The sequence below is a fragment of the Streptomyces sp. E11-3 genome (genome assembly GCF_046540415.1).
In the GTDB taxonomy this organism is placed as follows: Bacteria; Actinomycetota; Actinomycetes; order Streptomycetales; family Streptomycetaceae; genus Streptomyces.
In genome coordinates this window covers 3,993,149-4,017,166 of the sequence record NZ_JAZGRL010000001.1, presented here as the reverse complement: position 1 = coordinate 4,017,166, position 24,018 = coordinate 3,993,149, and the positions used below count along the sequence as shown (strand labels likewise).

Here is a 24,018-nt window from a genome sequence, read left to right as displayed (position 1 = left end):
AGCACAGCGCACGAATCGGTTGCTGCGAAACCTGGTCCTGTGGAGCAGTTTGGAGTGCTCGCCACCCTGTCAAGGTGGAGGCCGCGGGTTCAAATCCCGTCAGGACCGCAAGAGATAGCGTCAGATACGGAAGCCCGGATCATCAGATCCGGGCTTCCGCGCGTCTTGACGGGGTCAACTGCCGCCGGTACTCACACATCAAGGGATGAGTGACCCGAAGGGGGCGGCGGATGGCCAAGGCTGGACGGCACGAGACACGCGCCTTGTTACGGGCCCATCTGTCGGCCGCGTCCGGCTATCGCCACGTGACGCGCCACTGTCCGATCTGCCATCAGCTTCTGCGGCTCGCCCTGGAGCCCGCGCCGCGCCGCATGCCCCGCCCCTCGGAGGACCGGGAGCCGGTCGAGGAGGAAAGCCCCGCAGACGCGTGACCCGGGCGAGGGGCACTTCACCCCATCGCTGGGTCATCGACTGGGTCACCGACCCACGACCGGCCCACCGCTGGCCCGCCACTGGCCCATGACCGGCCCGCACTTGGCCTGTGACTGGCATCACAGAACAAGTTTTTGGAACCCCTGCACTTACACCACCCCTACAACGCCTCGATTTAATATGTGCAATTGCACGATCATGCTGAGGGCCGCAAAACGACCAGCCGGAGCGCCGGACCAGGAGCTGTCGCCCTGAGCGGACACCCCGCACCGGAGTCCGACGCGACCCACCCAAGAGCCGCCCAGCGACCCGCTCATGGGCCCGTCGAGCGCATAAAAAAATCGCGCTGGACCCGGCGGAGTCCAGCGCGATCAACGACATGCCCCCCACTAGGCGGGGTGGGACCTGTTGGGGCAGGACCCGTCGGGTAGAGCTACAGCCGGACGCGGTCCGAGTTGGGGGACCCGGACTTGCCCGATTGTGTACTGCTATGGAGTTGTTGAGGCTGTGCAGGTCAGGCCTCGCTACGCTGCTGCGGAATACCCGCAAGCAGCGCGCGGACCTCAGCCTCGCGATAACGGCGATGCCCACCCAGCGTGCGGATGGACGTCAGCTTGCCGGCCTTGGCCCAGCGCGTGACCGTCTTCGGGTCCACGCGGAACATCGTGGCGACCTCAGCCGGGGTCAGCAGCGGCTCGGCATCAGGGGTGCGAGCGGTCATGAGCGGCCTCCTCGGGAGAACCGAACCTTCTCGGTTCTTTCCTCTAAATTCTGCACCTTGGCCCGCGTTGCCCGAAATGGCGGACGCGAGTCGAGTCGGTTATAGGACGAACGGCTTGTCCTCGGCACTACAACTACACCATCTGTCCAGCCGCGTCGGCCAAACCGATGGAATTGCCCTCTCAGGTGTCCATCAACGACGGAACCCGATGGACCGTGCCATAGCGGACAGTCACGCCACTGTGACGATCAGTCACAGTGTGATCAGAAGTCATCAGGCCCCCCATAGAGTGCAATGCCGAGCAATCCGCCCACACTTGGACGGAAGGAGCCCTCCCCGGACTCCTTGTCCTATTTTGGCATGAGGGTGGGGGATCAGGGCAAGGGCACCGTAAGTGCGGTCCGTCACGCTTGAGGCAAAAGCCCGGATCGGGACCTACGTCCCCGGGTGCCCTTGACCCTAGCCTCGTCGCGGTCGCGGCAAAAGGCCTGAGGTGTCGGATATGTCACGCGCGGGTCAGCTTGCGAACTGTCGCTCGCGTACCGCACGCCACCGCTCCACCAGCCGCGCGTACGCCTCGGCCGCCGCGGCACCGTCCCCGGACCTGAGCGCCTCGATGCCCTCGGCGACATCCGCCGCCGAGTGGTCCGCGTCGAGCTGGCCCGCCGCAAGAGTGTGCACCAGGCCGCCGTAGTCCAGCTCGACCAGCGACCGGGGGTGGAACTCCTCCAGCCACCGCCCCACATCTACCAGGCCGTCGATCAGCGGACCCTCCTCGATGGTGTCCCGCAGCGCCTTCAGGGCACGCGCCACGCGCCGCCTGGCCTGCACCATCGGTGTGCGGTAGCGCAGCACCGGGGCCTGGTCGCCGTCGGCCGCCGAGCCCCCCTTGGCGTACCGCCGCTCCCCGTCGGAGACCAGCACGAACCAGCTCAGCGGAATCTGCCAGACCGAGGTGCGAATCCAGGGCCGCGCGTCCGGGTTGCGCTCGCGCCAGCGCTCGTAGTCCGCGGCCGCCTGACCGCGCACCACCGGGGGCAGCACCGCGTCCAGGACCGGCGCCGGCAGCTGCTCGGCGAGCTCGCCCAGCGCCTGCCAGCCGCGCAGCCGGGTCCGCCAGGGGCACACGCACAGCACCCCGTCGACATGGGCCACAAACGCGTCGGCGCTCTCGTGCACCGGCACCGGCACCGGTGGCGTCGGCAGTAAGTCCCGCAGGGACCGTCGCAGTTCGTCCTGGTACGAGGGATGCTCGGGCCGCCGCGCATAGCGCTCCCAGTGGCCGCGCTCCGGCTCGGGGAACGCCGCCAGCGGCTCGTACACCCGCAGATAGGACGCGTACGGGACAGCTGGCGAGGACACCTTGGGCACGACTGCTCCCTCCCCTGTAGCCCTTGCGGCAAACCGCCCGCGAAAGTCTGTGAACTCCGCGAATCGTCCCACCCCCCTCGGCCGGGAGAGGGTGATCCTCAGCACTGGACGGATCGCGAGGGCCCGGAGGTCTTACTCTCTTGCCCACGGCACTCGCCACCCGTACGAGCGCCGCCTCATCCGCCGCAACACACATGGGAGTCACCACCGTGACCGAAGTGACCGGCGCCCCTGCCGATGTACTGCACACCTTGTTCCACTCGGACCAGGGGGGACATGAGCAGGTCGTGCTCTGTCAGGACCGGGCCAGCGGCCTCAAGGCCGTGATCGCCATCCACTCCACCGCCCTGGGCCCCGCCCTCGGCGGCACCCGCTTCTACCCGTACGCGAGCGAGGCGGAGGCCGTCGCCGACGCGCTCAACCTCTCCCGCGGCATGTCGTACAAGAACGCCCTGGCCGGGCTCGACCACGGCGGCGGCAAGGCCGTCATCATCGGCGACCCGGACAAGATCAAGAGCGAGGAGCTGCTGCTCGCCTACGGCCGGTTCGTGGCCTCGCTCGGCGGGCGCTACGTCACCGCCTGCGACGTCGGCACCTACGTCGCCGACATGGACATCGTCGCCCGCGAGTGCCGCTGGACCACCGGCCGCTCCCCCGAGAACGGCGGCGCGGGCGACTCCTCCGTACTGACCGCCTTCGGCGTCTTCCAGGGCATGCGCGCCTCGGCCCAGCACCTGTGGGGCGACCCCTCACTGCGCGGCCGCAAGGTCGGTGTCGCCGGGGTCGGCAAGGTCGGCCACCACCTGGTCGAGCACCTCGTCGAGGACGGCGCCCAGGTCGTGATCACCGATGTCCGCGCGGAGTCCGTCCAGCGGATTCTCGACAGGCACCCCGGTGGCGAGGTCACCGCGGTCGCCGACACCGAGGCGCTGATCCGGGTCGAGGGCCTCGATGTGTACGCCCCGTGCGCGCTCGGCGGCGCGCTGAACGACGACTCGGTGCCGGTCCTCACCGCCAAGGTGGTGTGCGGTGCGGCCAACAACCAGCTGGAGCACCCGGGTGTGGAGAAGGACCTCGCCGACCGGGGCATCCTCTACGCGCCCGACTACGTGGTGAACGCGGGCGGCGTGATCCAGGTCGCCGACGAGCTGCACGGCTTCGACTTCGACCGCTGCAAGGCCAAGGCGTCGAAGATCTACGACACCACCCTCGCCATATTCGCACGTGCGAAGCGTGACGGGATTCCGCCGGCCGCGGCAGCCGACCGGCTGGCCGAGCAGCGGATGGCGGAGGCCCGCCGTAGCTGACTGAGGGGGCGGCTCGCCGACGGGTAGCGGACGCGTCGGAGAGACGAGACTCACGCTCGTCGGCGGGTCGCCCGCGAATAAGAGGTTAAAATCGGTGTTGACCAGCGGGGACAAGGGTTCCTGAGGGTCTCGGGGCGAGGCGTGTCCTGTGGGCGGCGTACCGTATGGCCGCCGAAGCAGGTACCGTTGAAGCCCTACGGACCGGTCTCTCCGAGGAGAGTCCGTTCTGAACCATGAACGCGTGTCAAGACTCTGGGGCCATCGAGCCTCATATCCAAGGGGGTCGAGCCATGGGGCGCGGCCGGGCAAAGGCCAAGCAGACGAAGGTCGCCCGCCAGCTGAAGTACAGCAGCGGCGGGACTGACCTGTCGCGTCTGGCCAATGAGCTGGGCGCATCGACTTCGAGCCAACCGCCGAATGGCGAGCCGTTCGAAGACGACGAGGACGAAGACCCGTACGCCCAGTACGCGGATCGGTACAACGACGAGGACGAGGACTCTTCAGACGAGTCCGGGCCCTCGTCGCGGCGCCGCGGCGCTTGACCTCGTTGCAGCAGCACCAGCTCGCTGGTCAGTCAGAGCCAGCGGCATAGATATTCACAGCACCCGGTCCGGGGCCTCAGCGCCGGACCGGGTTCTGTGCTGCCCTTTTCCGCGGCCTTTTCCGGTGTGCCGCGCCCGCCTCTCCGGCCGCGGCGGCAGGGCTTCCCCCGCCGCCGCGATGCGGCGTCAGCTCGCGTAGTCGCCGGTCAGCTCGGCGCCCGTGGTGTGGTCCCCGCGCTCGGCGATCTCGCCGGCGACCCAGGCGTCCACGCCCCGGTCCGCCAGCGTCGTCAGCGCCACGTCCACCGACTCCTGCGGCACGACCGCGATCATGCCGACGCCCATGTTCAGCGTCTTCTCCAGCTCCAGGCGCTCGACCTGGCCGGCCTTGCCGACGAGGTCGAAGATCACGCCCGGGGTCCAGGTCGAGCGGTCGACCGTGGCGTGCAGCCCGTCCGGGATGACCCGCGCCAGGTTGTTGGCGAGCCCGCCACCGGTGACATGGCTGAAGCCGTGCACCTCGGTGGTGCGGGTGAGGGCCAGGCAGTCCAGCGAGTAGATCTTGGTGGGCTCCAGGAGCTCCTCGCCGAGGGTCCGGCCGAGCTCCGGGATCTCCCGGTTCAGGGTCCAGCCCGCGCGGTCGAAGACGACGTGACGGACGAGCGAGTACCCGTTCGAGTGAAGACCGGAGGACGCCATCGCGATGACCGCGTCCCCCTTACGGATACGATCCGGGCCGAGCAGCTGGTCGGCCTCGACCACGCCCGTACCGGCGCCCGCTACGTCGAAGTCGTCCGGGCCGAGCAGCCCCGGGTGCTCGGCGGTCTCGCCGCCGACCAGGGCGCAGCCCGCCAGGACACAGCCTTCGGCGATGCCCTTCACGATGGCCGCGACGCGCTCCGGGTGCACCTTGCCGACACAGATGTAGTCGGTCATGAAGAGCGGCTCGGCGCCGCAGACGACCAGGTCGTCGACGACCATGCCGACCAGGTCGTGGCCGATGGTGTCGTAGACGCCCATCTTGCGGGCGAGGTCGACCTTGGTGCCGACGCCGTCGGTCGCCGAGGCCAGCAGCGGGCGCTCGTAGCGCTTGAGTGCGGAGGCGTCGAAGAGCCCGGCGAAGCCGCCGAGGCCGCCGAGGCCCGCGACCTCGGGGCGCTGGGTCTTCTTCACCCACTCCTTCATCAGCTCGACGGCGCGGTCGCCCGCTTCGATGTCGACGCCCGCGCTTGCGTAGCTGGCACCTGTGGTCTGAGACATGGCTGCAGAACTTTCGTGTCGTGTGCGACGGGGGTCTTACGGGCGACGGAGCGCGTCGGCGGCCGCCGGGCCGCCCGCAAGCTCGGTCTCCAGCAGCTGCTTGCCGAGCAGCTCCGGGTCCGGGAGGTCCATCGGGTACTCACCGTCGAAGCAGGCACGGCAGAGGTTCGGCTTGGCGATGGTGGTCGCCTCGATCATGCCGTCGATGGAGATGTACGAGAGGGAGTCCGCGCCCAGCGACTTGCCGATCTCGTCGATCGACATGCCGTTGGCGATCAGCTCGGCGCGGGTGGCGAAGTCGATGCCGAAGAAGCACGGCCACTTCACGGGCGGCGACGAGATCCGGATGTGGACCTCGGCGGCCCCGGCCTCGCGGAGCATCTTGACCAGGGCCCGCTGGGTGTTGCCGCGGACGATCGAGTCGTCCACGACCACCAGGCGCTTGCCCTGGATGACTTCCTTGAGCGGGTTCAGCTTGAGGCGGATGCCGAGCTGGCGAATGGTCTGCGAGGGCTGGATGAACGTACGGCCGACGTACGCGTTCTTCACCAGGCCCGCGCCGAACGGGATGCCGCTGGCCTCCGCGTAGCCGATCGCGGCGGGGGTGCCGGACTCCGGAGTCGCTATCACCAGATCGGCGTCGACCGGAGCTTCCTTCGCCAGTTTTCGGCCCATCTCCACGCGGGAGAGGTAGACGTTCCGGCCCGCGATGTCGGTGTCGGGGCGGGCCAGATAGACGTACTCGAAGACACAGCCCTTGGGCTTTGCTTCGGCGAATCGGGAGCTTCGCAGTCCGTTCTCGTCGATGGCGATCAGCTCGCCGGGCTCGACCTCGCGGACGAAGGTGGCGCCGCAGATGTCCAGCGCCGCCGACTCGGACGCGACCACCCAGCCGCGCTCCAGGCGGCCGAGTACCAGCGGGCGGATGCCCTGCGGGTCGCGGGCCGCGTACAGCGTCTGCTCGTCCATGAAGACCAGCGAGAAGGCGCCCATGACTTCCGGGAGGACCTGGGGCGCGGCCTCTTCTATGGTCAGCGGCTTGCCGTCGCTGTCCGTCTGGCCCGCGAGCAGAGCGGTGACCAGGTCGGTGTCGTTGGTGGCGGCCACCTGGGTGGCGCGGCCGTTCTCCTTGGGGAGGTCCGCGACCATCTCGGCGAGCTGCGCGGTGTTCACCAGGTTGCCGTTGTGGCCGAGCGCGATCGAGCCGTGCGCGGTGGCCCGGAACGTCGGCTGGGCGTTCTCCCACACCGAGGCTCCGGTGGTGGAGTAGCGGGCATGGCCCACCGCGATATGGCCCTGGAGGGAGCCGAGGGAGGTTTCGTCGAAGACCTGCGAGACCAGACCCATGTCCTTGAAGACCAGGATCTGGGACCCGTTGCTCACTGCGATGCCCGCGGACTCCTGTCCACGGTGCTGCAGGGCATACAGTCCGAAATAGGTGAGCTTGGCGACCTCTTCGCCGGGAGCCCAGACACCGAAGACGCCGCAAGCGTCCTGGGGGCCCTTCTCGCCGGGGAGCAGGTCGTGGTTGAGTCGTCCATCACCACGAGGCACGACACCGAGTGTAGGCGAGATCGACCACTGGTCCGAATTGGTGATACACCCGGTACACACAGAGTGAACGGCGGAGTGAGCGCCGGGGTGCGCCGCTCCTACTCCTGGTCCGGGTCTCCGGGTGCGCTGGCGTGCAGGCCCTCGCCGTCCTTGGTGAGGACCAGGGCGCGGTGCCGCACCTCGTATTCGGCGGTCCCTTCGAAGACCTTCCGCAGCCTGTCCTCGGCCTTCATCTGGCCTTTCTCGCACATCTTGCGGGTGGTGGTGGCGGGCGCCTCGAAGGTGATCCGGCCGTCGGTGATCCTGGCCTTGCTGGTGAAGTCGTTGCAGCCGAGGTTGCCGCGGACCGCGCCGTCATCGGCGATCTTGAAGTGCGGCTTGCCCTGTGCCGACTGCGGGAGTGAGACATGGGTCTCGCCGTCGTCCTCCGCGTATCCGGAGACCGACCACCTGGTGCCCTTCAGCGGTGCGGGCTTCTCCTCGGCCAGCTCGACGGTGTCGCCCTTCTTCGTGGTGAGGGTGAGGCGGTCGCCGCTGACCTCGGCGGTGAGGGCGCCGGTCAGGGCGCGGGCGAAGGCGTCCTCGAACTTCTGGATGTCCTTGCCGCAGCCGATCTCGGTCATTTCGCTCGGCTGTACGGTCAGCGTCTCGCCCTCGGCGGTGTAGTCGGCGCCGAAGCGGTTGCAGCCGTAGTTGCCTCCGACCCGCCCTTTGGTGTCGAACGTGACGTAGGCGCGCTGCGGCGCGTCCAGCTTCTCGCCCCCGGTGGTGAGGCTGGTGACACTCCAGTGGACGCCGGTCACCGGAACCTCGGGCTCGACGGTGCGGCTGCCGCCCGCCCCGGACCCGTCGCCGCCGTTCGCCGACTCGGTGCCACAGGCCGCGAGCAGCCCCAGGGCGGCCACGGCGGCGAGGGTGCTGAGGGTCGATCGCTGCTTGTCCATGCCGCTCTGACGGGGCAAGAGGGGTTTCTGGTTCCCCTTCTCCGCTCGCTTCCCCCTTCTCCGCTCGCTCCCCCTCCCCCGTTCGCTGTCGTTCTCTCCGCTCGCTGTCGTTCAGGACATCAAGGGCAGCAGCGCGGACAGGTCGGCCCGCTCCCCGCTCGCGGCGACCTTCGCCTCGTCGAGCGCGGTCTTCCACTCCGTACGCCCGGTGGCGAGCCGGATCCAGGTCAGCGGGTCGGTCTCCACCACGTTCGGCGGCGTGCCTCGGGTGTGCCGCGGCCCCTCGACGCACTGCACCACGGCATACGGCGGAACCCGCACCTCCGTAGAGGCACCGGGCGCCTTGACGGCCAGCGCGTCGGCGAGCAGCCGCGTACAGGCAGCCAGCGCCTGGCGCTCGTAGGGGATGTCCAGCCCGGCGGCGCGGTTCAGGTCGTCGGTGTGGACGACCAGCTCGACGGTACGGGTGACCAGGTAGTCGGTGAGCGTCATGGCCCCCGGCGGAGTCCACACCAGCCGCTCGCCGGGCACGGCGGCGATGCGCTCGGCAAGCCGCTCCGCCGTCCGCGTGAAGAACGCGTCCAGGTCGGGCTCCCGCTCGGCGAGCCGCTGCATGCCGTCGGCGACCTGCTCGGCGACCCCGGCCGAGGCGAACAGCAGGCCGTGCGGGTCGGCCTCCTGCCGCGCGGGCTCGTCCAGGTCGACGAACTGGCTGACGGACTCGACCGTCATGGCGATATGCGCCACCAGCTCACGGACCGTCCAGTCCCCCAGGTGCGTGGGACGCGCGAGCTGCTCGTCCGTCAGGGTGCGCACGGCCGCGTGCACATGATCGAACTGCCCGGTGACGGCGGCACGGATCTTGGCGGGGTCATAGGTACGGGCTCGGCGCTTGGCAGGTGGCATGGGTCCGAGCGTAGTTCCGGGCACCGACAACGCGGCCCGGCTCTACGACAACAGCAGCACGACCGCCGCCCACACGACGCTCGCCACCACCGCCACCGGACCGAGCGGCATCCCGTGCTCACCCGGCACGCTGTCCTCGGTGGGCCGCAGACCCGGATAGCGGTGCAGGGCCCGGATCTCCTCCACGGCCCGTACGGAGACGGCCTCGGCGCCGAGCTTCCGCTCCAGCCAGGGCCAGCCTGCGTGCCGCAGCGCGATGCGCACCCCGCTGTCGCCGTCCCCGGGCGCGCGTCCCCGTACGAAGATGGCGTCCTCGCTGCGGTCGATCCCCTCGAACTCGTCCCAGGTGACCTGCCTGACCCGCCAGGCACCGGCGATCCACAGGCCGGAACGGTCGGCGGTGATCCGCCAGTTGAGGGCGGTCCCGATCGCGCTGACGGCGGACGGCAGGAACGCGAGCAGCACGAACCAGCTCAGACCGAAGCCGTCGGAGCGGCTCAGGAGCCCCCAGATGACGCCGACCTCGACGGCCAGCATCAAGGCGCCGCCCGTGCGACCGGCCGGGCCCGCCGACCAGCGCCGCGGCCGGTCGGTGGGGGTCATCAGGACGGCGGTCTCCTCGGGTGGCCGCAGCCCGCTGTCGCCCGTGCCGCGCTTGGTTCCGGTGGGGCTCGGGAGAAGTCCGGTGCCCTCGGTGCGGACCGGTGCCACGGAGCACTCGACCACCACCTCGTCATCGTCGACGGCCACCGAGATCACCTCGCCGCCGGCGTGCGGGGCCCCGTAGAGCACGGCCTCGCGCAGCGGCGGCTCCTCTTCGGTGTCCCGGAAGACGGCGGCAATGCTCGCCATCGCCTCGCCGAGCGCCTGCTGGGCGGCGTCCTGATCCTCGGGGGCCTGCCCGCGGTCACCTCCGTCCGCGCCGTCGTGCTCGTCCCCATCCTCGTCCCCGTCCTCGTTCTCGTACTGCTCGGACGAGTAGAAGCGCAGGATCGGCCGCTCACCGGCGAGGTCGTCCGCCGCGTACACCAGCGTGTCGGCGCCGTCCTTCTCCTCCCGCACCAGCACGCTCAAGGCGGGCACGGGACCCGCCCGCAGCCGGGCGTGGCGACGGCGGCCGTCGATGCCGTTCCCGACGAGCGCGAGACCCGGCAGCGCCGCCGCGAGCAGGACCAACTGCCAGCCGGAGGCGTCGTACGGCTCCGAGACCAGCCGCGCCCAGCCGTCGTCCGCGTCCTTGCCCACCAGGACGGCGGTCTCGCCGCCGACGGGGTGGTGCTCGGGGTAGTGCGCTTCGAGCTTCAGCTCCTTCGCACCGGGCAGGGCGACGGTGACACTCTCCTCGCCCCGCTGGATGACTTCGGCGCGCACCAGGTCCGCACGGGCCGCCCGCTCCTCGTCCCGCGCGACCCCGTCGACGCCCTGCCAGGCGGCGTACGCGGCGACGGCCAGCAGCGGAACAGCGAGGGTCAGCGAGGCCCGCCCGCGCCTGAACCTCATGGCGCGTGCGGGCAGCGGATGCCGGACGGGACCCGCCGCGCGCTCGGCGAGCACCCGCTGCCGGTGACGTGCCGAGAGCCGCTCCAGCAGCGTGACGGCGGTGAAGCCGACGGCCGCGAGTACGCCCAGCCGCGCCACACCGGGCGCCGTGCCGAGCGCCTCCGACGACAGGAGCACCATCGCGCTGAGCGGCCCGATGACCAGCAGCGCCAGACCCGGCTGCCGCCAGACCCAGTACAGCTCAAGCAGCGCGAGCCCGGCGAGGGTCGTCCCCCACCACTCGGGCCCGCACGGCGCGGCCGTCGTACAGACCACGGTGTCATCCGCCACGATCGCCCAGATCGTGGCGGCGAGCAGCGCCAGGCACGCCCACAGCGGATGGGTGTGGCGACCGGGCACGGCGGCGGCCCACTGGCGGGCGTCGGCCGACTGCCAGGGCCGGGTGCCCGCGGGTATGTGCTCGGGCGGCAGGGGCACGGGGAGGGCGTTCACTTGCGCATTATGACCTTGGGATCGGTCGGAACCGTGAACTTTTCGCCGCCGCGCGGGACGCCGACGCCACGCCAACTGAAGGGAATGCCACGCGCTTTGTCCACGTCGGGGCTGTCCATCAGCTGGAAGTGCAGATGCGGCTCGGTGGTGTTGCCCGAGTTGCCGCAGTGGCCGACGAGCTGCCCGGCCGTGACCCGGTCACCGGGTCGCACCGCGAGCGAACCCCGCCGCAGATGGGCGTAGGCGGCGTACACCCCGTCACCGAGATCGAGTACGACGTGGTTGCCGAGCACCCGGTGGGTGCCGACCAGGCCGCGCAGCTCTCCCTCGGCGAGCAGCACCCACAGCGCCCCGAGCAGCGAGTTGCGGCTGAGGTGGTCGCGCTGCTGGTCGGTGGCGGCCACCACGGTCGCGTCGGCGACGGCGTACAACGGAGCACCGAAGGCCGGGAAGGCGCGCGGGCTCCGGGCGAGCGGCCACAGCCAGGCGAAGGCGGGGCGCTCGGTGCCCTCCGGCTCGCCCACGATGTCGATGGCGTATGTCTGCCCGAGCTGGTGGGTGCCGTGGCTCGGGGTGCGGTCGGCGGGGCTGTTCACGGCGGACCAGCGGCCGGTGACCGGCGGGTCGACCTCGACCGGTTCGCGCGGGGCGACCTTGTGGTGGTGCGCGGCCAGCCGACCGCTCGCGATCACACAGACGACCCCCAGCAGCAGCGGCGTGAACTGCCACCAGACAACGCCGTAGCCGAGGGCGATACGCGCTGTGGTCAGCGCGAGGAAGGCCACCGTGAACAGCCGGTAAAGGCTCTCGAACAGCTTGGTCAAAGACATGCTTTCCCCCTGAATCGGGCCCTGGTCAGGGCCTGGTCGTGGCGATGGCCACCAGCAGCGGTACGACCCGGGTGACGGGCACCTCGTACTTGCCGCGTCCGGTGCTGTGCAGCCAGCCCGCGCTGGTCAGTTGCCGCAGGTGGTGGTAGATCTGGCCGCTGGTGCCGACCCCGTCGATGTCGGTCAGCTCGGCGACCGTGCGGCGGCCGCCGACGATCTCCCGCAGCAGCCTCATCCGTACGGGATGGCCGAGTGCGGCGAACGACTCGGCGGCCTCGGTCCACTCGCCCTCGACCAGGTCGTCGGTGGTGAAGGCCCGCTGCCACCCGTACTGCTCCTCGGTCGGAAGCCGTACGGACCCGGTGAACAGCACCCCGCCGTCCGGCTCTTCCTGGAGGTCCTCTTTGAGACCTTCGAGCGCCCAGAACTTCTCCCCGAGCGGGCTGGACCGCTCGCTCGGGCGGCCTTCGGCAGCCGCGAGCGCCGCCAACCGCCGCTCCAGCTCCGCTACACGCTCTTCAAGCTCCATCGTCGAACTCCATACATCGAAGATACGTAATTACGTAATTGCCGACAAGGGGAAGGGTCGGCCAGAACGCGCTTCGGCCCCGCCCGGAGTGAGTCCGAGCGGGGCCGAAGTGGCACAGGTGCCGCGTACGCGGCGGCGATCAGGCGAACAGCCCCGGCAGGGTCCGCTCGTGTGCCGTCCGAAGCTCGGCCAGCTCGATGCCGAACTCGCCCTGGATCTCCACCGCGTCGCCGTCCACGACGCCGATGCGGGTCACGGGCAGCCCCCGCGCCCCGCACATGTCGGTGAAGCGGAGCTCCTCGCTGCGCGGGACGGCGACGACCGCGCGGGACGCCGACTCGCTGAACAGGAAGGTGAAGGCGTCCAGGCCGTCGGGGACGACCAGGCGCGCGCCCTTCCCGCCCCGCAGGCAGGACTCGGTGACCGCCTGGATCAGGCCGCCGTCCGAGAGGTCGTGCGCCGCGTCGATCATGCCGTCGCGGGAGGCCGAGATCAGGATCTCGGCCAGCAGCCGCTCCCGCTCCAGGTCCAGCTTCGGCGGTAGGCCGCCGAGGTGGTCGTGGACAACCTGGGACCAGGCCGAACCGCCGAACTCCTCGTGGGTCTCACCCAGCAGATAGAGGAGCTGCCCCTCTTCCGCGAAGGCGATCGGCGTACGGCGCGCGACGTCGTCGATCACGCCGAGCACCGAGACGACCGGCGTCGGGTGGATCGCCGCCTCGCCCGTCTGGTTGTAGAGCGAGACATTGCCGCCGGTGACCGGGGTGCCCATGACCAGGCAGGCGTCGGCCAGACCACGGGTGGTCTCGGCGAACTGCCACATGACGTCCGGGTCCTCGGGCGAGCCGAAGTTCAGGCAGTCGGAGACCGCGAGCGGCTTCGCGCCGGTGGCGGCGACGTTGCGGTACGCCTCGGCCAGGGCCAGCTGCGCACCCGCGTACGGGTCGAGCTTGGCGTACCGGCCGTTGCCGTCGTTGGCGAGGGCCACGCCGAGGCCGGTCTCCTCGTCGATCCGGACCATGCCGGAGTCCTCGGGCTGCGCGAGCACCGTGTTGCCCTGGACGAAGCGGTCGTACTGGTCCGTGACCCAGGACTTGGACGCCTGGTTGGGCGAGGCGACCAGGGCCAGCACCTGCTCGCGCAGCTCGGCCGAAGTGGCCGGGCGCGGGAGCTTGTTCGCGTCGTCCGCCTGGAGGGCGTCCTGCCAGGACGGCCGGGCGTACGGGCGCTCGTAGACCGGGCCGTCGTGGGCGACGGTGCGCGGGTCCAGGTCGACGATCTTCTCGCCGTGCCAGAAGATCTCCAGCCGGTCGCCGTCCGTCACCTCACCGACGACGGTGGCGGTGACGTCCCACTTCTCGCAGATGGCGAGGAAGCGCTCGACCTTCGCCGGCTCGACGACCGCGCACATGCGTTCCTGCGACTCACTCATGAGGATTTCCTCGGGAGTGAGCGTGGAGTCGCGCAGCGGTACGTCGTCGAGCTCGACGCGCATCCCGCCGGAGCCGTTGGAGGCCAGCTCGGAGGTCGCGCACGAGAGCCCCGCCGCGCCGAGGTCCTGGATGCCGACGACCAGCTTCTCGGCGAAGGCTTCCAGGGTGCACTCGATGAGCAGCTTCTCCTGGAAGGGGTCGCCGACCTGGACCGCGGGACGCTTCGACGGCTTGGCGTCATCGAAGGTCTCGGAGGCCAGGATCGAGGCGCCGCCGATGCCGTCGCCGCCCGTGCGGGCGCCGTACAGGATGACCTTGTTGCCGGGGCCCGACGCCTTGGCGAGGTGGATGTCCTCGTGCCGCATGACGCCGATGGAGCCCGCGTTGACCAGCGGGTTGCCCTGGTAGCAGGCGTCGAAGACCAGCTCGCCACCGATGTTCGGCAGGCCGAGGCAGTTGCCGTAGCCGCCGATGCCCGCGACCACGCCCGGCAGGACGCGCTTGGTGTCGGGGTGGTCGGCGGCGCCCATCCGCAGCGGGTCGACGACCGCGACCGGGCGGGCGCCCATCGCGATGATGTCGCGGACGATGCCGCCGACGCCGGTGGCCGCGCCCTGGTAGGGCTCGACGTACGAGGGGTGGTTGTGCGACTCGACCTTGAAGGTGACCGCGTAGCCGTGGCCGACGTCGACGACGCCCGCGTTCTCGCCGATGCCGACGAGCATGGCGTCGGACTCCGGCGCCTTCTCGCCGAACTGCCGCAGATGGACCTTGCTGCTCTTGTACGAGCAGTGCTCGGACCACATCACGGAGTACATCGCGAGCTCGGCGCCGGTCGGGCGGCGACCGAGGATCTCGCGGACGCGCGCGTACTCGTCTTCCTTGAGGCCGAGTTCGGCCCACGGCAGCTTGGTGTCCGGGGTCTCGGCCGCGTGCTTGACCGTGTCCAGCGTCATGCGGTGACCAACTTCTTCAGGATCGAGGTGAAGAACCCGAGGCCGTCGGTGCCGCCCGAGCCGATCAGCGGCTCGACGGCGTGCTCGGGGTGCGGCATGAGGCCGACGACGTTGCCCGCCTCGTTGGTGATGCCGGCGATGTCGCGCAGCGAGCCGTTGGGGTTGCCGTCCAGGTACCGGAAGGCCACCCGGCCCTCGGCCTCCAGCATGTCCAGGGTCCGCTCGTCGGCGACGTACTGGCCGTCGATGTTCTTGAGCGGGATCGAGATCTCCTGGCCGGCCGTGTAGTCGGCGGTCCAGGCGGTCTTGTCCGTCTCCACCCGCAGCTTCTGGTCGCGGCAGATGAAGTGCAGGTGATTGTTGCGGAGCATCGCGCCGGGCAGCAGATGGCTCTCGGTGAGCACCTGGAAGCCGTTGCAGATACCGAGGACCGGCATTCCGGCCTTCGCCTGCTCGATGACCGACTCCATCACCGGCGAGAACCGGGAGATCGCGCCGGCCCGCAGATAGTCGCCGTAGGAGAAGCCGCCGGGCAGCACCACGGCGTCGACCTGCTTGAGGTCCTTGTCGCGGTGCCACAGCGGCACGGCCTCGGCGCCGGCGACGCGGACGGCGCGCTGGGTGTCGCGGTCGTCGAGCGTTCCGGGGAAGGTGACGACTCCGATGCGGGCTGTCACTTCGGCCCCTCGGGCGTCTCGACCTTCACTTCGAAGTCCTCGATGACGGTGTTGGCGAGGAAGGTTTCGGCCATCTCGTGGATGCGGGCGAGGGCGGCGTCGTCGACCGGTCCCTCCACCTCGAGCTCGAAGCGCTTCCCTTGGCGGACGTCCGCGATTCCCTCGAAACCGAGGCGCGGCAGTGCACGCTGCACCGCCTGTCCCTGGGGGTCGAGGATCTCCGGCTTGAGCATGACGTCGACTACGACGCGTGCCACTGGCACTCCCGGTGTGTGGTGCGTGAGCAGGTCAGTTCAGACTACCCGGACAAAATTTCTACGCGAGTAGATTCGTAGTTACATACGTGATGGCCATCACGTTCGGGTATCGGGTCCGGCACCTTGGGGAAAAATTCCGGGAAAACCTGGGACCCACACCTAAATCGCCCGGGATCAACATTGCGCCGCGGACACGCTGAGAGATTTAACGGGACTTCACAATGCAATGCCGGGCACTGTACAAAGGAAACACAAGGAAACACGAGGAAAATCGCAAAGGCACCAACGCTTCCTCGAAACAGCTTGACAGTCGGGCATTGCCGCAGGTCAGCAGGGTGATGCCACATGAAGGGACCGATATTCGTGGCGCAACGTGTCGTGGTCACTCTCTCTGACGACATCGACGGCGGAGAAGCGTCGGAAACGATCGCCTTCGGCCTGGACGGCAAGTCGTACGAGATCGACCTCAATCCAGCCAATGCCAAGAAACTACGCAAGGCGCTGGCTCCGTACCTGCACGCGGGACGCAAGCAGACCGGGAAGCCGGGTAAAGCGGGTAAGCCGGGCAGGGTCTTCAAGCACACCACCGTGACGGCCAACCCGGCGGCCGTCCGCGCCTGGGCGCGCTCACACAAGATGGACGTACCGGCACGTGGCCGGATTCCGAAGAAGGTCTACGAGGCGTTCGAGGCGGCGAACTGAGCGGTGGGGTTCGCTGCGGCGTTCCTGCGGGGTTCCTTGCGGGGTTGGCCGCGGGCCCGGACGCGGTACGCGCCGCGGCGTGGTGCGGTGGCGCCCCGCGCGGGTGTGGTGGCGCCGGGGCCGCCTCCCTCCGTCGCGGAGGGAGGCGGCCCGCGAGGGAGGCGGCCCGCGCCATCGCGGAGCCGCAGCTCGGACCCTCCGCCAACCCCCGTACGCAGCCGACTTGCGCTGCACCCCCGTTGATCNCCGCCCCCCGCGGGGGGGGGGGGGGGCGCCCCGCGAGGGAGGCGGCCCGCGCCATCGCGGAGCCGCAGCTCGGACCCTCCGCCAACCCCCGTACGCAGCCGACTTGCGCTGCACCCCCGTTGATCAGCTAAAGTCTGGAGCACGCCGCAGGGCACGGGCCGAAAGGCCGGGCCACGCGGAGTACATGCGGGTGTAGTTCAGTAGCAGAACACCCCCCTTCCAGGGGGGAGGCGCAGTGTGCAATTCCTGTCACCCGCTCTGCATCGCTTACCAATCACGCAAGTCGATCAGGTAAGCTGGTGCCTGCGCCGGCCGGTGAGAGCCGATCGGATGCGATGCGGACGTAGCTCAGTTGGTAGAGCGCAACCTTGCCAAGGTTGAGGTCGCCAGTTGCGGACGTAGCTCAGTTGGTAGAGCGCAACCTTGCCAAGGTTGAGGTCGCCAGTTCGAACCTGGTCGTCCGCTCGGGAGCGCAACCTTGCCAAGGTTGAGGTCGCCAGTTCGAACCTGGTCGTCCGCTCGGGAAAGAAGCCCCGGTGCCTCAGGTACCGGGGCTTCTTCGTGTGCCGTGTGCACTGCCGCCGCTCACCGCTGCCGCGCACGGCTGTGTGAGCGTGGCCACATCTGGAAGGTCGGTGCCGAGAACCGTCACGCGGAGGTGTGTCTCAGACGCTCACGAGGTTGGTTATAGTGGAGGGGCACCAAGCGGTGCGCGTGCGAACGTAGCTCAGTTGGTAGAGCGCAACCTTGCCAAGGTTGAGGTCGCGAGTTCGAACCTCGTCGTTCGCTCCACGGGAGAAGCCCCCGATGTCATCGACATCGGGGGCTTCTTCGTGTGCCGCGTCAGGACCAGGCGGTACCGGTCAGCAGCTCGTACGCCTCCAGGTACTTGGCGCGCGTACGGTCCACGACCTCCTGCGGCAGCGCGGGCGGCGGCTGCTCGCTGCGGCGGTCCCAGCCGGAGGCCGGCGAGGTGAGCCAGTCCCGTACGAACTGCTTGTCGTAGGACGGCTGGGCTCGGCCCGGCTGCCAGCTGCTCGCGGGCCAGAAGCGCGAGGAGTCCGGGGTGAGCACCTCGTCCGCGAGGGTGAGTTGGGTGCCGTTCGCGCCGTCGGCGGCGAAGCCGAACTCGAACTTGGTGTCCGCGAGGATGATGCCGCGCTCCCGCGCCACGTCCCGCGCCCTGCCGTACACGGCGAGGGTGGCCTGGCGCAGCTGCGCAGCGGTGTCGGCGCCGACCTGGCGGGCGACCTCCTCGTACGACACGTTCTCGTCGTGCTCGCCGACCTCGGCCTTGGTGGCGGGCGTGAAGATCGGCGCGGGCAGCTCGGAGCCGTCGGACAGGCCCTCGGGCAGGGCGAGTCCGCAGACGGTGCGGGACTGTTCGTACTCGACCAGGCCCGAGCCCGTGAGGTAGCCGCGCGCGACGCACTCGACGGGGACCATCTGCAGGGACTTGCAGATCAGGGTGCGGCCCGCCCAGTCGGCGGGGGCGCCCGGCGGGAGGTCGGTGGAGATGACGTGGTTGGGGACCAGGTCGACCAGGCGCTCGAACCACCACAGCGAGAGCTGGGTCAGTACCCGGCCCTTGTCGGGGATCTCGCTGGGCAGCACCCAGTCGTAGGCGGAGATACGGTCACTGGCGACCATGACGAGGTCGCCCGCGTCGTTCTGGTACAGGTCGCGCACCTTGCCGGTGTGCAGATGCACCAGACCCGGGACCTCGATGGGCTCGGGCTTTTCAACGAATCCGGACACGGTTCCTCCCCGTGGTTTCGGCCAATGATCCGATTCTCCCGTATCGATCGGAGATCTTTGGCCAGGGGTGGTGGGCGGAGGTGATGTGGCTCAGTCGCTGCTCAGTCTCATGTACTCAGTCGCGCTTGCAGATGCGGTCCAGGAGGTTGGCGGTCGCTCGCTGGATACGGGCGTCCACATGGCCGGGGCGGTCCAGCGCGGGTGACCAGGCGAAGGTGCCGGACGCGAAGACCAGGGCGCCGGACGGGGCGCGGTAGAGCGAGGTCTCCTGGTGGCGGCGGGCGCCGTCGCCGTCCTCGTACGGGGAGTGGGCGAGCAGGATGCGGCCCTGGTGCTCGGGGAGCGCGGTGCGCGGGTAGTACCGGTCCGCCTCGCCCGCGACCATTCCGGCCAGTTCGTCGCCCTCGTACGCGCCGGTCGCCTCCCAGAGCCAGTGCTCGGAGTTCCGTACGACCAGGGGGCGCGGCTCGGGGACCCGGCCCGCGTACTGGATGCCGAGGAGTTGCTGCTCGGGGCGGTCGATCTCGCGCCAGAGCGCGGGGCGGCCGGGGCCGTGGCGCTTGCGGCAGGTGAGCAGCCGGTCGGCGACGCCGGAGGGCGAGGGGCCGAGCTCCACCTGCCAGTACATGGTGTTGGCGGAGAGGAAGACCAGCGAGGTGCCGTGGTCTCTGGCGAGTTCGGCCGTACGGCGCATGGGCACCGACCAGTACTCGTCGTGGCCGGGGAAGACCAGGCCCCGGTAGCGCGTCGGGTCGACGCGGCCCGCGTGCAGGTCGCGGGTGTCGGCGTAGGCGATGTCGTAGCCGTACCGCTCGGCCCAGCGGATGAAGTCGTAGGCGTGGCCGACGTGCAGTGGCAGGCCCGCGCCCGCGTACGGGCGGTCGAAGGAGACCGTGATGGCGGCGTCGCTCTCGCCGAGCAGACGGCCCTGCTCGTCCCAGGCGTGGTAGAGGCTGGCGCCGGTGCGGCCGTCCTCGGGGTAGAGGTTGTACGCCTGCCAGGTGATGTCCGGCATGAGCAACAGCAGGTCGGCCGGGTGGCTGTCGCGGACCGTGAACGGGATGTGGGAGCGGTAGCCGTCGGCGGTGGTGAGGACGGCGACGTACGCGCCGATGCTCCAGTAGCTGGGGATCTGCAGCCGCCAGGACAGCCACCAGTGGTGACAGGAGACCGTGCGGTCGGCGGTGAGTGGCGGCGGCTGGACGATGCCGGAGAGGCGGGGACTGGTGGTGATCTTCGAGGCACCGTCGCCGCCGTAGTGCCCGATGCGGTAGATGTCGACGCCGAACTGCTGCGGCGGGTCCACGGTGACATGGAAGTCGATCGCCTCGCCGGGTGCCGCGGCGCCGGTGGTGGTGAAGCCCTTGATCTGCCGGTGTACGTCGTCCGCGCTGCGGGGGCCGCTGGTGCGGGGCTTGGGGATCCCCGCGCCGGGGGCCTGGGCGTGGTCGACGTACCAGGGGACGACCTTCCCGGTGTCGTCGAAGTAGTACTCACCGTCGCGCAGCCAGGGCAGGGGGCCCTGCCCGAAGGGGTCTGACACGGCGTGCGCCAGCGCCCCTGACTCCCACCGGCGGATCTGCTCCGCGCTCATGTCGCTCCCCTCCCTCGCTCCCCCGAGGCCCGCGCGCCGACTGGCTGAATCAGCGACCGATCCCAGCACATCACATTACGCACTCACTCCGTCACCGTTCGTCGCGAATTGGCGAAAACGGAACTATGGGCTCCGCCTTCGGTCCACGCGTGCTTCGCGCGGTCTTCGGGCGGGCTTCGGGCTCGGGCCCGGTCCGCCAGGTCCGGCGTGCTGGTCCGCCAGACCCTGCCGACCGGTTGTCAGACCAGGCGCACCGGCTTCTCCGGTCGTACGCCCCGCTGGGCCAGCCAGTCCCGCAGGGGGTCGGGGTCACCGTCCTCGACCAGGCTCATGACCCGTGGGCCGAGGTCCGTGGCCCGCTCACCCGCGACCAGCAGGGCGGGGCCGTCCAGCCAGTCCAAGCCGGGGGCCGCGCCCGCGGTGTCGATCGCCGCGCAGCAGACCATCGCGGTGACGTGGTCGGCGAGCAGCTCCCGTCCCGTGCGGGGCGGCTGGAGCGGGAACAGCGGCAGCTGTCCGTCGTCCCAGAGCCCGTCGTCAGGACCCAGGCCGGGCGGTGTCGGCGGGGGAGCGGCTGCTTCCTCGCGGGCCACCTCGGCGGTGAGCCGCGCGGCCAGGATCTCTCCGGGATCACTCTCCGTGTCCGTCACGGGTCGCGTGACGGGCTCGGACGCGGCCTCCGCGGGGTTCTCCGAAGCCGGATCCGGCTTGGCCCCTGGCCTGATCTGGGGCGTCGGCCCCGGCGTGATCTCGGACGTCGCCCCTGCCGTCGGCTCGGGCACGGGTGTGCCGGTGAGGTGGTCGATGACCCGGTTCAGAGTCGGGACCTCGGGGTCGGCTATGCCCTCGGGATCAGCTATGAGCTCGGGGTCGGCTACGGGCTCGGGGTTGGCTATGAGCTCGGCCGTCGGGTCATGCGTCGGGGAAGCCGTCGGGTCAGCCGTCGGTTCGGTGTCTGGCCTCGCGACCAGATCGGCGCCGGCGCCGGTGCCGGAGCCGGGGCCCGCGGCGGGCTTGAGGCCGGGGTCCGCGCCGCGTCCGGTGCCGGGGTCCGCGCCGCGTCCGGTGCCGGGGTCCGCGCCGCGTCCGGTGCCGGGGTCCGCGCCGCGTCCGGTGCCGAGATCCGCGCCGCGCCCGGTGCCGAGATCCGCGCCGCGCCCGGTGCCGAGATCCGCGCCGCGCCCGGTGCCGAGATCCGGGCCGCGCCCGGCGCTTGGCGCCCGGACCCGGTCGCCCGCGCCTCGCCCGCTCGCGCCTCGCCCACCCGCGCCTCGTCCGCCCAGCGTGTCCAGGACGCGGTGCAGCCTCGCGGCGTCCATGCGCCACTTGCGGTCGACGACCTCTTCCGGGTACTCCTGCCAGCCCACAGGGGACCAGTCCGGAGTCTGCTCCGCCGGTCCGCCGTGGAACAGCCGGGCGGCCAGCAACGATGCGGCCTCGTCCACGCTCCCCGGCTCCTCAAGCAGGTCGCAGGCGGGGCGCTCGCCGAGCCGGGAGGCGAAGCCGTCGGCCAGCCGGTCGCGCCGGGAGAGCTCGGTGAGGGCGGAGACCACGCCCGCGTCCAGCCGCGAGGGCCAGCGGCCCATCCGCCAGGCGGGCAGCGCGACCCGGGTGAGTAGCCGGTCCCAGCCCGCGTACGCGAGGCCGACCTGCTCCTGGGCGACGATCCGCGGACCGTAGTCCACAGTCTGTGCACGCTCGGCGGCGGCGGCCGCGACCCCGCGCTCCATCTCGGCGGCATGGCCACGGCAGGCCCGCAGCAGCAGCCGGGAGATCCAGCCGACACCGGACAGGACGGCACGGGACACCGGACCGCGCCCGGGACGGGACGCGACGGCCACCGCGGCGTCCAGGCCGCGGACGAAGCGCCGGGCCGCCGCTATGTCGGGGTGCGCCGACGGGCCCGTACCGGCGACGACCGGGGCGAGCACCGCCCGTAGCTCACCGACGCGCATCCACCACATGAAGGGAGAGCCGACGACCAACACAGGAGCCACCGAGCGCGCCCGGTCACCCGGGCCGCGCGGAACTCGTGGTCCCGGCTGGCCCTGGGCCGGATGGGTGCGGTCCTCCAGCCAGCTGTCGCAGTCCGGGGTGAGCGCTATGGCCGACGGCGCGGGCACTTCCAGGCGGTCGGCGAGGTCCCGCACCAGGCGGTACAGATCGGGGGCCGACTCCTCGGTGATCGGGACGGTGGGGCTGAGCGCGGGCCGCGCGCGGGCGACGACCAGCGCCACCCCGGCAGCGGCGAGCAACACCAGCAGCGCCCCGACAGTCAGCAGCCACAGCGCGAGGTCCAGGCCGCCTCCACCGCCTCCGCCGCCGATCCGCCCCGTACCGGCGGCGACGAGCAGCACCACGGCGACCGCCGCGGGCAGCAGCGCGACCGCCAGCGCCCTGCTGCGAATACGCAGCACGGCGAGCGCCCGGGAGCGCGCTGCCCGCGCTCCCGCCTCGCCACTGAAACTGGTTCCGGACACGACCCGACGTCACCCCCTCTGCCCTGCGACGGCTTTGCTCACTCCCCCACTGTGACACCCACCACTGACATCGCAATGCCGGTGGGCCAAGTGCCGGAATGCTTGCGCCGCACCCTAGTTGGGGCGTTGGGGCACGTCAGCCGTATTCGGGAGCGCTCACTCGATGGAATGGCCTTGGGTAAAGCTGTAGACGCGTGGGGCCCGGATCAGGTGTCAGATCCGGGNATCGGGGTGGGATCGAGTTCGCGAGCACTCCTCAACGTCTTGTATTGTTTGCGGCGGAGGATTCGCCTAGTGGCCTAGGGCGCACGCTTGGAAAGCGTGTTGGGGGCAACCCCTCACGAGTTCGAATCTCGTATCCTCCGCCAGTGCCTCACCGGGCACGACTCGAAGGGCCCCACCGTTCGCGGTGGGGCCCTTCGACGTGCTTGCTCCCAGTTGCGGTGATCGGACGGGGTCGGATCTCGGCGAGCGTCCGGTGACCGGCCTTCACCGCCTCTTCTTGCCACCACTGGCTCCCGCCCGCGCACGAGCCGATCCGTACGCCACAGCCACCAGGCAGTCGCCGCGACTCCGCCAAGGATCAACACCCCGACGCGGTACGGCCACAGGTCGCCTGTCTCAGCAATCGCCAGTCGCACGCGGTATCGCGCAACTACTGTGGGTCACATGCGCCCCTCCGACGTGCCTATGCCTCCTGCAATTGCCGCTCGTCCTCGTGACCCTCGTGGCTACCCCATCCCGGCGATCACACCGTGGGAAGGAGGCATGCCCCAGTTCGCCTCGCTGAGCATGAGACGTGTGTTCCTTTGTCTGACGCAGCGCAGATGCACCGTATGCGGCCGGGAGATGCCGCCCGGCCCGGTGTGGCGGGTTGTGGATACCGAGGAAACCGAGATGTTGGCGGAAGTGCTCTCACGCGGAGTCGGTGACAAGTTCCGCAACATGGCACCAACCCAGGAGGGCCCGGGGCACCGGTCATGCATGATCTACAGCGCGATGGTCTGCCCCTTCCTCGGAGGGCCGGAAGCCCGCCGCGGGCAAGGCGCCAACTCCTACGGCGAAGAGATACCGCCTGGCGAAGCCCGCGGGCATAAGGGCGGCGTCGTCGCTTACGACTCCTGCGAGTTCCGGGAGACGCCGGTCGGTTCCGGCTGCGTGTACGGCCATCCCCTCGAACTGCTGGAGTACGAACGCGGCGAGGACCTGCTGAACGCATTGAAGGAAGCCGTGGACGCAGACACCGAAGCCCTGACCGGCACGTGTCCTCCGTGGCTACTGGACGACGAGACAGCGGTGGAGGCTGCGTTCCTCCTCGCGATGCGCACTCCCGAAGACACTGCAAGGCTCAAAGCCCAGCGGCGGATGGCGGAAGCGCGGCGCAAGCGGCAGAAGCAAGCCAAGGCATCCCGCCGACGCAACCGCTGATTTTGTGAAGCAACCTAGAACCCGAAAGCACGCGCCCTGACCGTGCCCTTCAGGAGCCGTCAGCGGCCGAACTAGGCAAAGCGCAAAGTGCCGTTGCCA

20 protein-coding genes and 5 tRNA genes are annotated in these 24,018 nt (G+C 70.2%); 10 read left to right on the top strand and 15 right to left on the bottom strand.

The window, feature by feature from the left end; all coding sequences use genetic code 11:
- Positions 1–33: 33 nt before the first annotated feature.
- Positions 34–108, top strand: a tRNA-Asp gene (locus U9R90_RS18595).
- A gap of 122 nt (positions 109–230) precedes the next feature.
- Positions 231–431, top strand: a complete 201-nt coding sequence (locus U9R90_RS18590) for a DUF6274 family protein (protein WP_411057572.1) — start codon at positions 231–233, stop codon at positions 429–431.
- A 515-nt stretch (positions 432–946) separates the two neighbouring features.
- Here U9R90_RS18590 and bldC read toward each other — a convergent pair.
- Positions 947–1,153, bottom strand: coding sequence for a developmental transcriptional regulator BldC (gene bldC, locus U9R90_RS18585; RefSeq protein WP_003949541.1), 207 nt, complete (start codon positions 1,151–1,153; stop codon positions 947–949).
- Positions 1,154–1,669: 516 nt separating this feature from the next.
- Entirely contained in the window at positions 1,670–2,524 is an 855-nt protein-coding gene (locus U9R90_RS18580; protein ID WP_411057571.1) for a hypothetical protein, read from the bottom strand.
- Between the two features lie 209 nt (positions 2,525–2,733).
- Between U9R90_RS18580 and U9R90_RS18575 the strand changes: the two genes are divergently transcribed.
- Both U9R90_RS18575 and U9R90_RS18570 read left to right on the top strand, forming a co-directional pair.
- Complete coding sequence (locus U9R90_RS18575; RefSeq protein ID WP_411057570.1) at positions 2,734–3,831, top strand: Leu/Phe/Val dehydrogenase; 1,098 nt, start codon at positions 2,734–2,736, stop codon at positions 3,829–3,831.
- Positions 3,832–4,121: 290 nt separating this feature from the next.
- Positions 4,122–4,373, top strand: coding sequence for a DUF3073 domain-containing protein (locus U9R90_RS18570; protein WP_411057569.1), 252 nt, complete (start codon positions 4,122–4,124; stop codon positions 4,371–4,373).
- 186 nt (positions 4,374–4,559) lie between these two features.
- On the opposite strand, the gene purM is transcribed toward U9R90_RS18570, so the two are convergent.
- The 10 genes from purM to purS form a co-directional block, all read right to left on the bottom strand.
- Positions 4,560–5,633 (bottom strand): phosphoribosylformylglycinamidine cyclo-ligase, encoded by a 1,074-nt coding sequence (gene purM, locus U9R90_RS18565; RefSeq protein ID WP_411057568.1) that lies wholly within the window; start codon positions 5,631–5,633, stop codon positions 4,560–4,562.
- A 36-nt stretch (positions 5,634–5,669) separates the two neighbouring features.
- Positions 5,670–7,187: an amidophosphoribosyltransferase gene (gene purF / locus U9R90_RS18560; protein ID WP_411057567.1), complete on the bottom strand. Its 1,518-nt coding sequence runs from the start codon at positions 7,185–7,187 to the stop codon at positions 5,670–5,672.
- Between the two features lie 98 nt (positions 7,188–7,285).
- Positions 7,286–8,149, bottom strand: coding sequence for an META domain-containing protein (locus U9R90_RS18555; RefSeq protein WP_411057566.1), 864 nt, complete (start codon positions 8,147–8,149; stop codon positions 7,286–7,288).
- A gap of 93 nt (positions 8,150–8,242) precedes the next feature.
- A complete protein-coding gene (locus U9R90_RS18550) occupies positions 8,243–9,037 on the bottom strand; it encodes a sterol carrier family protein (RefSeq protein WP_411057565.1) in 795 nt (264 codons plus the stop codon).
- A 42-nt stretch (positions 9,038–9,079) separates the two neighbouring features.
- Complete coding sequence (locus U9R90_RS18545) at positions 9,080–11,029, bottom strand: hypothetical protein (RefSeq protein WP_411057564.1); 1,950 nt, start codon at positions 11,027–11,029, stop codon at positions 9,080–9,082.
- Positions 11,026–11,859, bottom strand: a complete 834-nt coding sequence (locus tag U9R90_RS18540) for a M23 family metallopeptidase (protein WP_411057563.1) — start codon at positions 11,857–11,859, stop codon at positions 11,026–11,028. Before U9R90_RS18540 ends, U9R90_RS18545 begins: the two co-directional genes overlap by 4 nt.
- Before the next feature lie 25 nt (positions 11,860–11,884).
- Entirely contained in the window at positions 11,885–12,388 is a 504-nt protein-coding gene (locus tag U9R90_RS18535; RefSeq protein ID WP_411057562.1) for an ArsR/SmtB family transcription factor, read from the bottom strand.
- A gap of 139 nt (positions 12,389–12,527) precedes the next feature.
- Positions 12,528–14,777, bottom strand: a complete 2,250-nt coding sequence (gene purL / locus U9R90_RS18530; RefSeq protein WP_411057560.1) for a phosphoribosylformylglycinamidine synthase subunit PurL — start codon at positions 14,775–14,777, stop codon at positions 12,528–12,530.
- Entirely contained in the window at positions 14,774–15,454 is a 681-nt protein-coding gene (gene purQ, locus U9R90_RS18525) for a phosphoribosylformylglycinamidine synthase subunit PurQ (RefSeq protein WP_411057559.1), read from the bottom strand. The genes purL and purQ overlap by 4 nt, the downstream gene beginning before the upstream one ends.
- The gene (gene purS, locus U9R90_RS18520) at positions 15,451–15,711 is read right to left on the bottom strand and encodes a phosphoribosylformylglycinamidine synthase subunit PurS (RefSeq protein ID WP_411057558.1); all 261 of its coding nucleotides are present in this window, start codon (positions 15,709–15,711) and stop codon (positions 15,451–15,453) included. Before purS ends, purQ begins: the two co-directional genes overlap by 4 nt.
- 363 nt (positions 15,712–16,074) lie before the next feature.
- On the opposite strand from purS, the gene U9R90_RS18515 reads away from it, so the two are divergent.
- From U9R90_RS18515 to U9R90_RS18500, 4 genes are all read left to right on the top strand, one after another.
- Positions 16,075–16,413: a histone-like nucleoid-structuring protein Lsr2 gene (locus U9R90_RS18515; protein WP_411057783.1), complete on the top strand. Its 339-nt coding sequence runs from the start codon at positions 16,075–16,077 to the stop codon at positions 16,411–16,413.
- 432 nt (positions 16,414–16,845) lie between these two features.
- Positions 16,846–16,917 (top strand) — tRNA-Gly (locus U9R90_RS18510).
- A gap of 134 nt (positions 16,918–17,051) precedes the next feature.
- Positions 17,052–17,124, top strand: a tRNA-Gly gene (locus U9R90_RS18505).
- A 251-nt stretch (positions 17,125–17,375) separates the two neighbouring features.
- A tRNA-Gly gene (locus U9R90_RS18500) sits at positions 17,376–17,451 on the top strand.
- 51 nt (positions 17,452–17,502) lie between these two features.
- On the opposite strand, the gene U9R90_RS18495 is transcribed toward U9R90_RS18500, so the two are convergent.
- From U9R90_RS18495 to U9R90_RS18485, 3 genes are all read right to left on the bottom strand, one after another.
- The gene (locus tag U9R90_RS18495) at positions 17,503–18,417 is read right to left on the bottom strand and encodes a phosphoribosylaminoimidazolesuccinocarboxamide synthase (RefSeq protein WP_411057557.1); all 915 of its coding nucleotides are present in this window, start codon (positions 18,415–18,417) and stop codon (positions 17,503–17,505) included.
- Between the two features lie 115 nt (positions 18,418–18,532).
- Complete coding sequence (locus tag U9R90_RS18490; RefSeq protein WP_411057556.1) at positions 18,533–20,011, bottom strand: N,N-dimethylformamidase beta subunit family domain-containing protein; 1,479 nt, start codon at positions 20,009–20,011, stop codon at positions 18,533–18,535.
- 239 nt (positions 20,012–20,250) lie between these two features.
- A complete protein-coding gene (locus U9R90_RS18485) occupies positions 20,251–22,491 on the bottom strand; it encodes a hypothetical protein (protein ID WP_411057555.1) in 2,241 nt (746 codons plus the stop codon).
- 280 nt (positions 22,492–22,771) lie between these two features.
- On the opposite strand from U9R90_RS18485, the gene U9R90_RS18480 reads away from it, so the two are divergent.
- A tRNA-Ser gene (locus U9R90_RS18480) sits at positions 22,772–22,859 on the top strand.
- A 400-nt stretch (positions 22,860–23,259) separates the two neighbouring features.
- Positions 23,260–23,919: a hypothetical protein gene (locus U9R90_RS18475; RefSeq protein WP_411057554.1), complete on the top strand. Its 660-nt coding sequence runs from the start codon at positions 23,260–23,262 to the stop codon at positions 23,917–23,919.
- The last annotated feature ends 99 nt before the right edge of the window (positions 23,920–24,018 follow it).